General features: G+C 62.0%; 7 protein-coding genes. 3 read left to right on the top strand and 4 right to left on the bottom strand.

Annotation, left to right across the window (positions count from 1 at the left end; translation table 11 throughout):
- Window positions 1-12 precede the first annotated feature (12 nt).
- Both IGS58_RS18235 and tldD read left to right on the top strand, forming a co-directional pair.
- The gene (locus IGS58_RS18235) at window positions 13-813 is read left to right on the top strand and encodes a carbon-nitrogen hydrolase family protein (RefSeq protein ID WP_034782501.1); all 801 of its coding nucleotides are present in this window, start codon (window positions 13-15) and stop codon (window positions 811-813) included.
- A gap of 21 nt (window positions 814-834) precedes the next feature.
- On the top strand, window positions 835-2,295 hold the full coding sequence (gene tldD / locus IGS58_RS18240) for a metalloprotease TldD (protein WP_230522304.1): 1,461 nt from the start codon (window positions 835-837) through the stop codon (window positions 2,293-2,295).
- Between the two features lie 147 nt (window positions 2,296-2,442).
- Here the strand turns inward: tldD and IGS58_RS18245 are convergent, their stop codons facing one another.
- Window positions 2,443-5,325 carry a TonB-dependent receptor gene (locus tag IGS58_RS18245; protein WP_230522305.1) on the bottom strand — a complete coding sequence of 961 codons (2,883 nt, stop codon included), beginning with the start codon at window positions 5,323-5,325 and terminating at the stop codon, window positions 2,443-2,445.
- A gap of 484 nt (window positions 5,326-5,809) precedes the next feature.
- Here IGS58_RS18245 and aroG point away from each other — a divergent pair, with 484 nt between their 5' ends.
- Complete coding sequence (gene aroG, locus IGS58_RS18250) at window positions 5,810-6,874, top strand: 3-deoxy-7-phosphoheptulonate synthase AroG (RefSeq protein ID WP_092612071.1); 1,065 nt, start codon at window positions 5,810-5,812, stop codon at window positions 6,872-6,874.
- A 186-nt stretch (window positions 6,875-7,060) separates the two neighbouring features.
- On the opposite strand, the gene IGS58_RS18255 is transcribed toward aroG, so the two are convergent.
- The 3 genes from IGS58_RS18255 to IGS58_RS18265 all read right to left on the bottom strand — a co-directional run bounded on the left by IGS58_RS18255 (window position 7,061) and on the right by IGS58_RS18265 (window position 15,654).
- Window positions 7,061-9,712, bottom strand: a complete 2,652-nt coding sequence (locus IGS58_RS18255) for a TonB-dependent receptor (protein WP_070280979.1) — start codon at window positions 9,710-9,712, stop codon at window positions 7,061-7,063.
- Between the two features lie 357 nt (window positions 9,713-10,069).
- Window positions 10,070-12,745: a TonB-dependent receptor gene (locus IGS58_RS18260; protein WP_230522306.1), complete on the bottom strand. Its 2,676-nt coding sequence runs from the start codon at window positions 12,743-12,745 to the stop codon at window positions 10,070-10,072.
- Window positions 12,746-12,924: 179 nt separating this feature from the next.
- Window positions 12,925-15,654, bottom strand: a complete 2,730-nt coding sequence (locus tag IGS58_RS18265; protein ID WP_230522307.1) for a TonB-dependent receptor — start codon at window positions 15,652-15,654, stop codon at window positions 12,925-12,927.
- Between the last annotated feature and the right edge of the window lie 237 nt (window positions 15,655-15,891).

The following is a 15,891-nucleotide window of genomic DNA, read 5'->3' on the forward strand; positions in this document are numbered from 1 at the left end:
TAAGAGGTGGCAATGATGCATACAGTCGCAGCAGTACAAATGATTTCCTCGCCTTCCGTGGAAGACAACCTGGCCACGGCGCGCCGGCTCGTGGCGCAGGCCGCCGCCGGTGGCGCGCAGCTGGTGGTGCTGCCCGAATACTGGGCCATCATGGGCAAGCAGGAAACGGACAAGCTGGCCCACGCGGAACAGCCCGGCAGCGGCCCCATCCAGGATGGCATGGCGCAGATGGCGCGCCAGCACGGCATCTGGCTGATCGGCGGCACCTTGCCCCTGATTTCCGGCGAGGAGGGCAAGGTACTCAATACGACGCTGGTGTACGACCCGCAAGGCGCGCCGGCCGGGCGCTACGACAAGATCCACCTGTTCGGTTTTACGCGCGGCACCGAGTCGTACAATGAATCGCGCACCATCGTGCCGGGCGCGCAGGTGCGCTCGATCGAGACGCCGTTCGGTCGGGTCGGCCTGTCCATCTGCTATGACCTGCGCTTTCCCGAGCTGTACCGCGCCATGGGCGATTGCGCGCTGATCGTCGTGCCGGCCGCGTTTACCCATACGACGGGCAGCGCCCACTGGGAAGTGCTGCTGCGCGCGCGCGCCATCGAAAACCAGTGCTATGTGCTGGCCTCGGCGCAAGGCGGCTTGCATCCGAACGGCCGCCGCACCTGGGGCCACAGCATGCTGATCGACCCGTGGGGCGAAGTGAAAGCCGTGCTGCCCGAAGGCGAGGGCGTGGTCAGCGGCGAGATCGACCTGGTGTTCCTGGCCGGCGTGCGCGAGTCGCTGCCCGCCCTGGCGCACCGCACCATGTGAATTGAATTGTGAGAAAGAACCATGATCCCATTTGAACCCAATCTGTCCAGCCTGGCTGTGGCGCGCGATATCCTGCTCACGCCGTTCGGCCTGGATGAAGACAAGCTGTTGAAAGCCCTGGGCACGATGTTTACGCACAAGGTCGACTATGCCGACCTGTACTTCCAGTCGACCAAGAGCGAAGGCTGGAGCCTGGAAGAGGGCATCGTCAAGACGGGCAGTTTTTCCATCGACCAGGGTGTGGGCGTGCGTGCCGTGTCTGGCGACAAGACGGCCTTTGCGTACTCCGACGATATTTCCGAGCGGGCCCTGCTGGAAGCGGCGGCGGCCACGCGTACCATTGCGCGCGCAGGTAGCGGCAAAATCAAGATCGCGGGCCAGATGCTTGCGCAGGGCGGCCGTTCCTTGTACCTGCCCAACGATCCGCTCGCCTCGCTGGATGCCACGGCCAAGGTGCAATTGCTGGAACGCGTGGAAAAGATGGCGCGGGCGCAAGATCCCAGAGTGGTGCAAGTGATGGCGGGCCTGGCCGGCGAATACGACGTGGTGCTGGTGCTGCGCAGCGATGGCGTGCTGGCGGCCGACATCCGCCCGCTGGTGCGCGTCTCGCTGACGGTGATCGCGGAACAGAATGGCCGCCGCGAAACGGGCTCGGCCGGCGGCGGCGGGCGTTTCAGCTATGACTATTTCAGCGATGCCGTGCTGGAACAATACGCAACGGACGCCGTCAATTCGGCCCTGGTGAACCTGGAAGCGCGCCCGGCGCCCGCCGGCCCCATGACCATCGTGCTGGGACCGGGCTGGCCCGGCATCCTGCTGCACGAAGCGATCGGCCACGGCCTGGAAGGCGATTTCAACCGCAAGGGTTCGTCCGCGTTTTCGGGCCGCATCGGCGAACGCGTGGCCGCCAAGGGCGTCACCGTGGTCGATGACGGCACCCTGGCGGGCCGGCGCGGCTCGCTGAATATCGATGACGAGGGCAATCCGACGCAGTGCACGACCCTGATCGAGGACGGCATCCTGAAGGGTTACATCCAGGACACCATGAATGCGCGCCTGATGAAGATGCCCGTGACGGGCAATGCGCGCCGCGAATCGTTCGCCCACCTGCCCATGCCGCGCATGACGAATACATATATGCTGGGCGGCGACAAGGACCCGGGCGAGATCCTCGCGTCCGTCAAGAACGGTTTGTACGCCGTCAACTTCGGCGGTGGCCAGGTCGACATCACGAACGGCAAGTTCGTCTTCTCGGCCAGCGAAGCGTACATGATTGAAAACGGCAAGCTCAGCTACCCGGTGAAGGGCGCCACCCTGATCGGCAACGGCCCGGACGTGCTCAACCGCGTTTCCATGATCGGCAACGACATGCGCCTCGATTCGGGCGTGGGCGTGTGCGGCAAGGAGGGGCAAAGCGTACCCGTGGGCGTGGGGCAGCCGACCTTGCGCCTGGATGGCATTACGGTCGGCGGGACGGCTTAGATCGCCATTTCAGGAACCTACTGCGCAGCCCACTCTTGAGTTTGCGTTGCTCGCTGTACCTGAAGTACAGCTGCGCTACTCAACCCAATATTGGGCTTGCTCGCTACGGTTCCTGAAACGCCTGATACGTTGAAAATATGACGAAATTCAGAACTTGTACTTCACCCCCGCGCTGATGAAGCGTCCTGCCGCGCCCGCGTAGTCGAGCGGGTTGTAGCCCGTGGCGCCATATGTGAGCGGATCGAGCGGGGCGATCTTGTCGAACAGGTTTTGCACCGTTGCAAACACTTCCAGCTTGGGCGTGGCCAGCCAGCGGGCCGTCAGGTCCACCGTGGTGAACGAGGCGATGCGGCAGCCGCGAGGGGCATCCGTGCCGTCGGCGAAATGCGTGGCGCAGCCGTCCGGATCATTCTTGAACAGCACGTTGTCGAGCGGCGCGCGGTAGTTGAGGTTGGCCGTGACCCGCCAGTCCTGGCGCTCCCAGGTGGCACCCAGGTTGATGCGGTCGTCCGGCGTGCCCATGCAGTTGGACACATCGCAATTGCCATGCGTGCCGGCAAAATCGCGCTGCGTGCCATCCTGCTCCGTGCGCAGCCATTTGTACAGATGCGTCCATTTCAGGTCGAACACCAGGCTGCCATAGTCGCTGCCCAGGCTGAAGCGCTGACGCGCGTCGATATCGATGCCGCGCACCGTCGTTTGCGCCGAATTCACATAATTGGCCAGCACGGCCGTGATGGCACCCGGATCGCCGGCGATGCCCGTGGCCGTCGACGGGTCGCGCGCCACATGGCCTTCGGCGATGGCGGTGTCCGTTTGCTCCTGGTTGATTTCATTCTTGCGGCGGATTTGCCACAGATCCACGGAAATACTGGTGCGCGGCAGCGGGTCCCACACGGCGCCCACGGAATAGCTGCGCGAACGTTCGGGCGACAGCTTGGGATTGGGCGACGTGATGACGGCGATGGAGGCGGGATCGCAAGCCACCTCCACGCCGAGCCCGCAGCGCAGCGGATCGCTGGCGGTGGAGAACGCGGCCAGGCCGCCGACGCCGTTTTCCGCCGCGCTGGGCGCGCGAAAGCCCTTGGCGAAGGTGCCGCGCAGGGCCAGTTCGCGCAGGGGCGTCCATTTCACGCCCGCTTTCGGGGTATAGGAATTGCCCACGTCGGTGAAATGGTCGGCGCGCAGCGCGCCCGACAGTTCCACGGTTTTCAGCACGGGCGCCAGCACCTCGGCATAGATGGCCGAGGCATTGCGGCTGCCCTTGTAGGCGGAATAGCCGAGGCCAATGATATTGCCCCGTTCCGTGCCCGTGGTAGGTTTCAGTTCCGTCGATTCGTGGCGGAATTCGGCGCCCACGGCCACGCCCAGGCCGCCGCCGTCCAGCTTGGCCACCTCGCGGCTGGCCTTGAAGTCGATCTGCGCGATATGCGTCTTGGCATCGTTGGAAATGCGCGGCGACAGGGCCGCGTACAGCTCGGCTGAGTTGAGGCCCGCGTTTTCCGCGATGCGCCACAGGCTGCCGGCCGGCAGGGCTGCATACGCGGGGTTCAGGCTGGCCGCCGCCACATTCGCGGTAGTCGGGTTGAGCAGGGCGAAGGCGACGTCGCGCTGCAGGTAGCCGTTCAAGTCGTTCGACACCTTGTTCTGCGAGTACAGCAAGGCGCTGTCGATATCCCAGCCCGCCACCGCGCCCTTGATGCCGGCGACAAAGCGCGTGAAGGTGGAATTGACTTCCGACAGGCGCGGCCCCACGTCGGCGGCCAGGTAGCGCAGCCGCGCCGCCGTGCCGAAATACGGATTGTCCGGGTGGGCGGCACCGAGCGACACGCCCGCATTGCTGACAGGGCCGCCCGGGTAGCCGACCGAGCCGCTGACCGTCGATGGCGTGGTGGCCGAGTGCGATTCGCTGTGATATACGTTCAATTCGGCATACGTCTGCAACGCTGGCGTCAGTTGCCAGGCGGCGCGGCCAAAGAAATTGATGTTCTTCTGTTTCGGCTGGATCTGGCCGTATTGTTGCGCCGCATCGGTCAGGCAGCCGCCGCCCGGGTCGCCTTGCGGGTGCGTGGTGAAGTTGCCGCAGGCGGCGCCGGGGAAGGCGCGCGTAAAACCCGCGCCGGCGAGATTGCCGCGGTTGTAGTAGTCGAGCGTGTCGGGATTGCGCACATTGCCATTGACGGCGCTGCCGGCCGCATTGTTGGTGGTGATGGCGCCCGCGCCGCTGAGCGACTCCTGCGCGCTGAAGCCCAGGTCGCGCAAGTCGCTGCGGCCGACGGCACCCCGCCCGGCCCGGTCGCGGTTCCAGATGGCGGCCTTTTCGCTGTATTCGAGATTCAGCAGCACGTTGTAGCGGTCGCTGTCGATGTCGCCGAAGCCGTGCGTGATGGCGGCGCGCGCGTCGCGCCCATCCCATTCCTTGGTCTTGCCGTAATTGCCCTTGATGGCCGTGCCCTGGTAGTCGCGCCGCAGGATCACGTTGACCACGCCGGCGATGGCGTCCGAACCGTAGATGGCCGAGGCGCCATCCTTGAGGATTTCCACCCGTTCCACCGCTTCCAGGGGAATGATGTTCAGGTCGGCAAACACTTTCTGGCCATCGTCGGCCAGGCCGTACGGCGCCACCCTGCGGCCATTCAGCAAGACCAGGGTCGAGGCCGTGCCCAGGCCCCGCAGCGACACGCCGGAAGCGCCGGCGGCAAAGCCGTTGCCGAAGGACGTGGGCACGGAACCCTGGTTGTCGACGGCCAGGGTCTGCAGCAGTTCGGCCACGCTGGACTTGCCCGACTTTTCAATGTCGGCCGCGTTCAGGGTTTGTACGGCCGAAGCCGTTTCCGCCTGCGCGCGGCGGATGTTCGAGCCGGTGATTTCCACGCGGGCAATCGGCGCGGCATCCTGCGCCAGGACGGGTAGACTCAGCAGCGCACTGGCCAGTGCCAGGCCCAGTCTGGGTGGTGAAAAGGTGGTGGACTGTAAGGATGGTGTCGGGATCATGCGGTTCTCCGGAAAGGTCAGGCAGTCAAAGGTCATCGATACGTCCTTGAGTTTTCTCCGTCCCGCGACGCTGGAATTGATCTAGATCAAGTAGTGCCCCGCTTCTCGTCGATAGAATGGCTGGCGTGGCGTGGTTGCCACGACGGACACAGCGGTGGCGTCCGGTATGCAGAGTCACAGCGCAGATGCACAGCGAGAGTCATAGCGCGCAACTTTTTATGCTTTTTTGCGTGTTGTGCAGTGTAAAACGGCGGTGGCATGCGGCTTTGCCGACAAATATGCTTGCCAACCCTTGCAATTTAGGTTTATAGTCGTTCATCACTTACGGATGACTCGCATGTTCGCTCGCCACTTTTTTACCGCTTATTTTTACTTTAGCAATTCCAACCCAAAGGCGGTGGAGTAGCGGTCGGTTCACGTAGCAGCAAAACGAGATCCCAGCAAATTCTAAAAAACCGCCACTCATGGCGGTTTTTTTTTACCCAGATGTTTTACCCATCCTTAAATTTTGGAGAAAATGATGCCCCGCACCGATGATTTGCGTATTCGCGAAATGAAGGAATTGACCCCGCCGTCCCACCTGATCCGCGAATTTGCCTGCTCGGAGCAAGCCGAACAGACCGCTGCCAGCGCCCGCATTGCCCTGCACCGTATCCTGCATGGCCAGGACGACCGCCTGATGGTGGTGATCGGGCCTTGCTCCATCCACGATACCAAGGCGGCCATGGAATATGCGCGTCTGCTGGTCAAGGAGCGCGCGCGTTTCGCGGGCGAACTGGAAATCGTCATGCGCGTGTACTTCGAGAAGCCGCGCACCACGGTGGGATGGAAGGGCCTGATCAACGATCCGTACATGGACAACAGCTTCCGCATCAACGACGGCTTGCGCATGGCGCGCGAACTGTTGCGCGATATCAATGAGCTGGGTTTGCCGGCTGGCACCGAGTTCCTCGACGTGATCAGCCCGCAATACATCGCCGACCTGATCAGCTGGGGCGCCATCGGCGCGCGCACGACGGAATCGCAGGTGCACCGCGAGCTGGCGTCGGGGCTGTCCTGTCCGGTCGGCTTCAAGAATGGCACGGACGGCAATGTGAAGATCGCCGTGGAAGCCATCAAGGCCGCCTCGCAGCCGCACCATTTTCTTTCCGTCACGAAGGGCGGCCACTCGGCCATCGTCTCGACCAACGGCAACGAGGATTGCCACATCATCTTGCGCGGCGGGAAAACCCCGAACTATGACGCAGCCAGCGTGGACGAGGCGTGCAAGGCGATCGCGGCACAAGGCCTGGCGGCGCGCCTGATGATCGACGCCTCGCATGCGAACAGCTCGAAAAAACCGGAAAACCAGATCCCCGTGTGCGCCGACATCGCCAGCCAGGTGGCGGCGGGCGATGGCCGCATCGTTGGCGTGATGGTGGAATCGCACCTGGTGGCGGGACGCCAGGATTTGATCCCGGGCAAGGAATTGATCTATGGCCAGTCTGTCACGGATGGCTGCATCGACTGGAGCGCCAGCGTGGCCGTGCTGGAAAACCTGGCGGCGGCCGTCAAGCAGCGCCGCTTGCAGGGCGACGCGGAATAACGTGGCGCGCAGCATGAAAAAAAGCCCGGAAAGCTAAGCTTTCCGGGCTTTTTTAATGCATTCAAGACGCCTGACAGAAGCGTAGCGAGCGGCAGCAAGTTGCGGCCGAGACGCGGAACTGTGCTTGAGCACAGTGAGCATCGCAGGCCGCAAATCGCGACGCGCAGTAGCTTATGACAGGTGTACTTAGAACTTGTAGGTAGCGCGCACGTAGAAAGTACGGCCCAGCGGATCAGCGTAACGCGGATCGTAGCCGGATTGGAATGTGCCGATCTGGTTACTGAACGGTGGATCTTCGTTCAGCAGGTTTTTCACGCCCACGGTGACTTCGGTGTTCTTGAAGCCCGAGTACGCGCCCGACAGCGACCATACCGAGTAAGCCTTGACGCTTTGCTCGAATTGCGGATCGACATAATTCTGGTCGCGGTAGCCGCTCATGTACTTGTTCGACAGCGTGGCATTCCACTTGTCCATATTCCATTGCAGGGAGGCATTGTGTCTCCAGCGGAATACCGGTGCATTGTCGCCATACACGCCCACGTTTTGCACGAATTCACCGCCGCGCTCATTCTGGTACTCATACTTCTGTACCCAGGTGCCATCGAAGTTGAAGGTGAAGTTGCCGTACTGGCTGCGTGGCAATTTCCAGTTCAGGCCCAGGTCGATGCCCGAAGTGTGCATTTCGCCAAGGTTGCCCAGGGTCGCCAGCACGTAATCGAGCTTGCCGTCAGCCGTGTAGATGAAGTTGCTTTGATATTTATCGTAGTTGTCGAACAGGGTCTGTTCGGCCACGGTGCCGATCTTGTCGCGCAGCTTGATTTTAAAGTAATCGAGCGAGACGGTCAGCGATTTCGTCGGTTCGATGACGATACCGGCGCTGAAGGTTTTCGATTTTTCCGGGCCGACGTCCGGATTACCGCCCGAACGGATGTATTGCTGCGCGCCGCAGGCGACGTTGCTGTTGGCGCCAGGGATCGGTACGCCGCCTGGGCACAGGCGTGGATCGTCATACTTGTTGGCCGTAAAGGTCTTGGTTTGCGGACCATGCAGGTCATACAGCGTTGGCGCGCGGAAACCTGTGTTGTAGGAGCCGCGCAGCAGCACCTGGCTCGTTGGCTGCCAGCGCACGCCGACTTTCGGGTTGAAGCTGCCGCCGACGTCGTTGTAGTGGTCATAACGGGCTGCCAGAGACAGTTCCAGGTCTTTCACGACAGGAATGCTCAGTTCCGAGAAGATGGCGGCGATGTTGCGGCTGCCCGACTGGTTCTGCGCTTCGGCGTAGCCGGAGCTCGATGCCTGGCCAGCCAGGTCGCGGTTCACATTGTATTCCGCCTTGTCGTTGCGGAATTCCGTACCGACGGCGAAACCGACGGCGCCTGCCGGCAGGGTGAACAGCTCACGGCTGACTTTGGCGTCGACCGCAGTGCTGGTCATCTTGGCGCTCAGGTACTCGCCTTTCAGGACGGAGTCATTCAGGTAGGCCTGGCCGGCGGCGCTTTGCTCGCCGAAAGGGTTCAGGATACCATTGCCGATACCGTCGATGATGCGCTGGTCATTCAGGTAGCCGCCCGTGAAGGCGCTGGTGGCCTTGCTGACGGAGTAGCTCAGGCCGACGTTGTAGTCCCATGCGCCCAGGACGCCTTCGGAAGCCAGTACCAGGCGATCCGAGGTGCTGGTGTCGAAACCGCTGCGCTGGCCCGACGCCACTGGACGCCAGCTGATGTCCAGCGGCTCGCCCGACAGGCCTGCCATGGCTGGCACACCGCCGCTGCCGCCCGGGTAGTACGGCGAGCTCGACGACATGAGGATACCGATGTTCGACATCGGCGGCGGCGAGATGCGCGCTTCGTTGGTGCTGCGCGAGTGCAGGTATTCGATGGTGGCCAGGTGATCCTGGTTCAGCTTGAAGCTGGCCTTGCCCAGGAAGGATTCCTGCTGGGTTTTCGGAATGGCCTGGATGAATGGCGTGACATCCATGGCGCACGTGCTCTTGCCCGAGGTATTCTTGTACAGGTTTTCACCCACGCAACCGCCGGCAAAGGCTGGGTTGCCGATCAGGCCATTGCCCGTATCGTAGAAGTTGGCCGGGAAGGTGGTGCCGCTCAGGTTATCCACGCCCTTGCTCGGGATGTAGCCGCTCTTCGAGAAGGAACGGTCGGCCGTGCTCAGCGCCGACTGGCGATGTACGTCGACAACACCGAAGACGTTGAAGCCATCTTTGTTCAGGTCGCCATAGCCGCCGGACAGGTTCAGGCGCGACTCGTCGCCGCCGCCCGATTTCTGTGGCTCGTAATGTTCGACCGTGACGGAGCCGCCTTTGACGGAACGCTTGGTGATGAAGTTGATCACGCCGCCGATGGCGTCGGTGCCGTAGATGGCGGAAGCGCCGTCACGCAGCACTTCGACGCGCTCCAGGGCGGAAATCGGGATGATGTTCAGGTCGACAGACGAACCGTTGAACGGGTGGCTGGCGATACGGCGGCCGTTCAGCAGGACCAGGGTCTTGTCGCCGCCGATGCCGCGCAGGTCGGCGACGGACTGGCCGCCAGTACCGGAACCAACGGATTGCGAGCTGCTTTGCGAGCTCTGGTTCATGGAAATGGTGGACAGGACTTCTTGCGCCGTCGTCAAGCCTTGCTTGGCGAAATCGTCGGCCTTGATCGAGGTGATCGGCAGCGCTGTTTCCGATGCCAGACGCTTGATGCTCGAACCCGTGACTTCCACGCGTTGCATGGGGCTATCTGTTGTTTCTTGTGCATACGCGGCGTGCATGCTCAGGGCCATGCCGCCTGCAAACATCAGGCGCAGCGACCGCGATATTACATTTTCTATCATCATCTGAAATTCCTTGTTATTGTGATAAAGGCGGCAATTATTTTGAAATAACTTGTTGCTAACCAACAATTTATTTGCCTTTTTGAAAATCCACCAATGAAAATTCTGTAAATTTTCAGGGCCCTCATCAAAACATTCACGATTCAGATTGTCAATTTCGCGCGGACTTTTTGGACGAAATGCAACATTTCCCTGTTTTTTTTATAATCCTTCAGTAATAAAGTATCGCGAACCCTTGTCAGACTTGCTCAGATGCGTAAAATAAAACGGCGCACATCATCGCTGATGGCGCCGCTTTTCTGTCGCTGCTACGCTGTTGCCAGCGCTGCCTGTTTTATTTGCCGATCTGAATTTCTCTCCTTAAAACGTATAGCTGCCGCGCAGGTACCAGGCGCGCCCGATCGGGTCCGTATAGCGCGGGTCATAGCCTTTCTGGAACAAGGTGCCCTGGTTCGAAAACGGCGGCTCCTTGTCCAGCAGGTTCTTCACGCCGGCCGTCAGCAGCAAGCCTTTCCACGTATAGCTGCCCGACAGCCCAAGCAGGCTGTACGAGGGCACATCGTGCCGGTATGGCGGCGCGACCAGATTCTGGTCCGTGTAGCCGGACTTGAACGATTGCGACAAGGTGGCGCCCCAGTTACCTTTGCGCCAGTTCAGCGCCGCCGTATGCTTCCAGCGAAACACGGGATTGTTGTCCGCATAGCGGCCCACGTTGGCGATGAAGGCGCCGCCGCGCTCGTTCTGGTAGTCGTACTTGCGGGTCCACGTGCCATCGACCGATACGCTGACATCGCCATACGCGCCGCGTCCCAGCCGCGCATTCAGGCTGACATCGATGCCGTCCGTTTTCACTTCACCGAGGTTGTCGTTCAGGTCGAGAATGGCGTAGGGCGAACCGTCGGGATTGCGCAGGAACAAGGCCTTGTATTTCTCGTAGTTGCCGAAGATCGATTGCTCGGGCAAGGATGCAATCTTGTCCTTCAGATGGATGTTCCAGTAATCGATGGCCACCGTCACTTCCTTCACCGGTTCGAGCACCAGGCCGAAGGCGAAGGTGGTGGATTTTTCCGGTTTCAGGTTTTCATTGCCGCCTTGTAGCTTGAACTGCTGCAAGTCGCAATCGCGCAAGGGATTGGCACCGGGCTGCGGCACGCCACCGGGGCACAAGATCGGGTCGTCATAGCTATCGTTGGTATCGTTCTTCGACGGCGGCGCATTCTTTTCAAACAGGGTGGGGGCACGGAAACCCGTGCTGGCCGAGCCGCGCAGCACCAGCGCGCTGCTGGCCTGGTAGCGCAGGGCCAGCTTGGGATTGGTGGTGCTGCCCACGTCGCTGTAATGGTCGAAACGGGCGGCCAGCTGCACTTCCAGGTCCTTGATCAGCGGCAAGTTGATTTCGCCGAAGACGGCCTGGATCGTGCGCGCACCGCTCTTCGACAGCGAGCCGGACAAGCCGGAACTGGCGGCCTGGCCGGCGATATCGCGGTTCACGTTGAAGTCGGCCTTTTCGCGCCGCACTTCGCCGCCGAGCGCGATGGCCAGCGGGCCGCCGGCCAGCTGCATCAGGTCGCGGCTGCCCTTGAGGTCGACACCCGTGGTGGTGACCTTGGCGTTCTGCACTTCGCCGCGCAGGGCCGTGCTGGCCAGGTAAGCCTTGCCGGCCGCATCCTGCACGCCAAACGGGTTCAGGATGCCGTTCAGCACGCCAGCGGCAAAGCCCGCATCCTGCACATAGCCGTTCGTGAACTTTTCCGACGACTTGCTGATTGCATGGCTGAGCCCCGTCTTGTAATCCCAGCCCGCCAGTTCGCCTTCCAGCGCCAGCACCAGGCGGTCGGCCTTGCCGGTGGAATCGATTTGCCGCTGGCCTGCCTCGACGGGACGCCAGTTGACGCTCAGGGGCTGGCCCGACAAGCCTGGCTGGGCTGGCACGCCACCCGCATTGCCCGGATAGTAGGGGCTGGTGCTGGGCAGGATCAAGCCCGTTTGCGGCGGCGGTGCCGTGCGCGCCTTGACCTTGTTTTCCGAATGCAGATATTCCAGCGTAGCCAGGTGGCCGCCACCGAGCTTGAAGGTGCCCTTGCCGAAGAAAGCCAGTTGTTGCTGGGCCGGCAAGTCGTCGATCTGGCGCGTGTAATCCTGGCGGCAAGTGCCATTCGCCGGCACGGCCGGCACCGACAGCGGCGGCAGGCAGCCGCTGGCCGCGTAGGGATTGCCGGCCAGGCCGTCGCCGCCGTTGGCCGCCGCATCGAAGTAATTGCCGGGGAAAGTCGTGCCGCTGGTGATGGACAGGCCGCGCGAGGGAACGATGCCGGTGGCCGAGAAGGCGCGGTCTTGCGAGGTCAGCACTTTTTGCTTGTGATAGTCGAGCACGCCAAAAATATTGTAGCCATCGGTGTCGAGCTCGCCATAGCCCGTCGACAGGTTGATGCGGTGCTCGCCGCCGCCCTTGTGCTGTGGCGCAACGACCTCGGCGGTGATATTCGTGACGTTGACGGAGCGCTTCGTGATGAAGTTGATGACGCCGCCGATGGCGTCCGTGCCGTAGATGGCCGAGGCGCCGTCGCGCAGCACTTCGACCCGTTCCAGGGCGGCGATGGGAATGATGTTCAGGTCGACACTGGCACCGTCATACGGATGGTTGGCGATGCGCCGGCCATTGAGCAGCACCAGCGTCTTGTCGCCGCCCAGGCCACGCAAGTCGGCGCTGGCCTGGCCGCCCGTGGGCAAGCCGCTGGTATTGCCGCCCACGGCATTGCCGCTGCCCATGCTCGACGCATTCGAGGGGATCCTGCCCAGCACTTCCTGGGCCGTCGTCAAGCCCTGCTTGGCGAAATCCTCGGCCTTGAAGATGGACAGGGGCGTCGCCGTTTCCGAGACGAGGCGCTTGATGGAGGAACCGGTGACTTCGACTCTTTGCATGGCGGGCGTGCCGGCTGCGTCGGTTTCCTGCGCCATGGCCGCATGGCCGAACGCGCCGAGCAAGGCTGCGCACAGCAGGCGCAAGGTAGGGGAGGGACTGCGGGTTTGCGTCATCTGACACTCCTGTGGCATGGTCATGGGCCAAGTGGCTTGCAAGGGAGTTTTACAGGCGCGCAGGAGATAAGGTTTGCGCTGGCGCAATAGGCGTGTGGATGAGTGAACTGGCGCCACAGTCGCCGACGAAAAAAAGGCGGTGATTGCTCACCGCCTCGCGTCAGGATGCCTGTGCCAGCTTAGAAGAACTTGTAGCTGGCGCCCAGTTTGAAGTAGCGGCCGATGGCGCCGCTGGCATCCATCGGGTTGTAGCTCATGCCGCCGTAGGTCAGCGGGTCGAGCGGAGCGATCTTGTCGGTCACGTTGTTGATCGAGGCAAACAGTTGCAACTGTTTGTTGACGTTCCAACGGGAGGACAGGTCGAGCGTGGTGAACGAGGCGAGCTTGCAACCGTTCGGCGCCGGTGTGCCGTTCGCCAGTTTGGAGGCGCAAGGGTCGCCTTCAAACTTGATATTTTTCATGTCCGAACGGTAGTTCAGCACGCCGCTGACGTTCCAGTTGCCCAGGTCCCACGAGCCGGTGAGATTGATCTTGTCCTTCGGCGTGCCGGCGCAGTTGGAGGTATCGCAATTGCCGTGCGTGCCGGCGAACTGGTAGCGCACAGTGGACGACTCGGCCCGCACCCATGAGGCGATGTGGGTCCAGGTCAGGCCGAACGTGGCGCGGCCGTAGTCGCCCAGGCGCACGCGCTGCTTGACGTCCAGATCGATACCCTTGATCTCCGTAAAGCTGGAGTTGCGGTACGGTGCCTTGGTGATCAGCAAAGTGCCCGTGTTCGGCGTGACGACGCCATTGATGGTCAGGTTGTTGTCCGAACGGATGGCGGTCGGCAGGGCGGCCGCTTCGTTGTACGGCAGCGGATTGATCTCGTTTTCACGCTTGATTTTCCAGGCATCGAGCGACAGGCTGGTATCGTTGAACGGATCCCACACCAGGCCCAGGGTGTAGCCCTTGGATTTTTCCGGTTTGAGGCTGGGGTCGCCGACCTTGACGGCCGCCACTTGCAGTTCGCAGTCGCTGGCATTGGCGCCCGGCAGGCGGTTGCCGCCAGGGCAGCGCACGGGGTCGGTCACGGTCGAGGTACCCGTCGATTGCGAATCGGCATTGCTTTCGGCGGGGCCTGGGGCGCGGAAGCCTTCCGAATACGTGCCGCGCACGGCGAAGGTTTTCAGCGGCGTCCACTTGGCGCCCAGTTTCGGCGTGGTCGACGAGAAACGGTCGTATTTGTCGTAACGCAAGGCGCCGGACAGTTCCACCGTCTTGATCACGGGTGCCAGCACTTCGAGGAACACGGCCGAGACCTTGCTGTCGCCCTTGGCCGCCACGTAACTGGCGTTGATGGAGCCGTCTTCCGTGCCCGTCAGGGAGGGATTGTCGAGCTTGTCGCGGCGGTGTTCCGCGCCCACGGCCAGGCCCAGGGCGCCGCCCGGCAACTGCATCAGTTCGCGCGTGGCCTTGACGTCGATGATGTCGAGCTTGGTCGTGGAATCGGAGGTGGCGTTGGTGACCATGGCCGCGTACAGCGAGGCGGGATTCTTGTTTGCCTGCGCACCGATGTAGTATGGGAAATACGGGTTTTTTGGACTGGAATCGCCCAGGGCATCCCTGACAACGGCCATGTTCAGCATGTTGCTGTAATCGAGGTGCAGCTTCGATTCCGAATGCGTATAGCCGGCATCGTAGTCCCAGCCCATGGCATTGCCCTTGACGCCGAGCACGATGCGGTTGAACTCGTTGTTGGCCTTGCGCGTGCTGGGGCCGACGTCGAAAGCCTGGTAGCGCACGCGCACCGGCACGCCATACGGATTTTGCGGGTGGTTGGCCGCCAGCACGATGCTGGTGCCGCTGCCGCTAGCGTAGTTGATGACGCCCGCCTTGTTGCCGGCATTCGGCGGGAAGGCGACGGTGGGCGTGACCGATGGCGGGATCATGGTGAACGCCGTATCGCGTTTCGAGTAGCCCGCTTCCGCATATACCTGGGTGTCGGCATTGACTTGCCAGGTACCGCGCGTGTACAGGTTGACCGATTCGATTTTCGGCTGCATCGAACGGAACTGGTCGTGGTGCCACACGCAGCCGCCTTTCGGATCTTGCGGCGAAGACACGGACAAGGTGGAGCAACCGGGCAGGGAGACATAGTTGTTGGTGACGGGGTCGCGGATCAGGCCTGTCGGCGCGGCATTCGCATCGTTGTTGCTATTGATGTAGCCGCCGGCGAACTGGGTGTTGATCGCATAGCCATACGGGCGCAGGTCGCCCTTGCCTATCCATTTGCGGCCGGCGCGGTCGCTGTTCATCAGCATGTCCGATTTGCTGTATTCGGCATTGACGACGAAGTTGAATTTATCCGTGTCCAGGTTGCCTTTGCCGAAGGTCAGCGAGGCGCGGTGCTGTTTGGCGTCGCTGTCGCCGGAGATGCCCGTGTCGCCCTTCAGGGTCAGGCCTTCGAAGTCCTTGCGCAGGATGATGTTGACGACGCCGGCGATGGCGTCCGCGCCGTAGGTGGACGAAGCGCCATCCTTGAGGATTTCGATGCGTTCGACGATCTGCATCGGCACGGTGGACAGGTCGGTAAAGCTCTTCTGGCCATCGTCGGCGCGCGCGAACGGGGCCATGCGGCGGCCATTGAGCAAGACCAGGGTCGAGGTGGCGCCCAGGCCGCGCAGCGAGATGGCCGTGGAGCCGGCGGCAAAACCGTTGCCGAAGCCCGTCGGCAGGGAGCCGGCGCCATCGGCGGTGAGGGTTTGCAGGTATTCGGCGACGGTGGCCTTGCCCGATTTCATCAAGTCGTCGCGGGTGATCAGCTGTACCGGCGATGCGGTCTCGGCCGTGGCCCGTTTGATGCTCGAGCCGGTAATTTCCACACGTTGCACATTGGCGTCTTGCGCCATTGCCGGCGCAGCCATCATGCCAAGGCCGAGCGCTGCTACGCTACCCGAAAAAATCAGGCGTACGGAGCGGGATATCACTGTTTCCATCATCATTCTCTGAACTCCGAAAGTAAGCTCGGCTGGCCTTCGTGTGGCACAGCTTTGCCAGGGTGATAAAGATTGCTGCGTCGGCAATCGCTGTGGATAAGGCGGCATTTTTATAAGTGCCGTCATCGATAAGACCACTTGCCGAGAAACCTTGTCAACGCGCACACA

Source organism: Janthinobacterium sp. EB271-G4-7A (genome assembly GCF_020858075.1).
Lineage (GTDB): Bacteria > Pseudomonadota > Gammaproteobacteria > Burkholderiales > Burkholderiaceae_D > Janthinobacterium > Janthinobacterium lividum.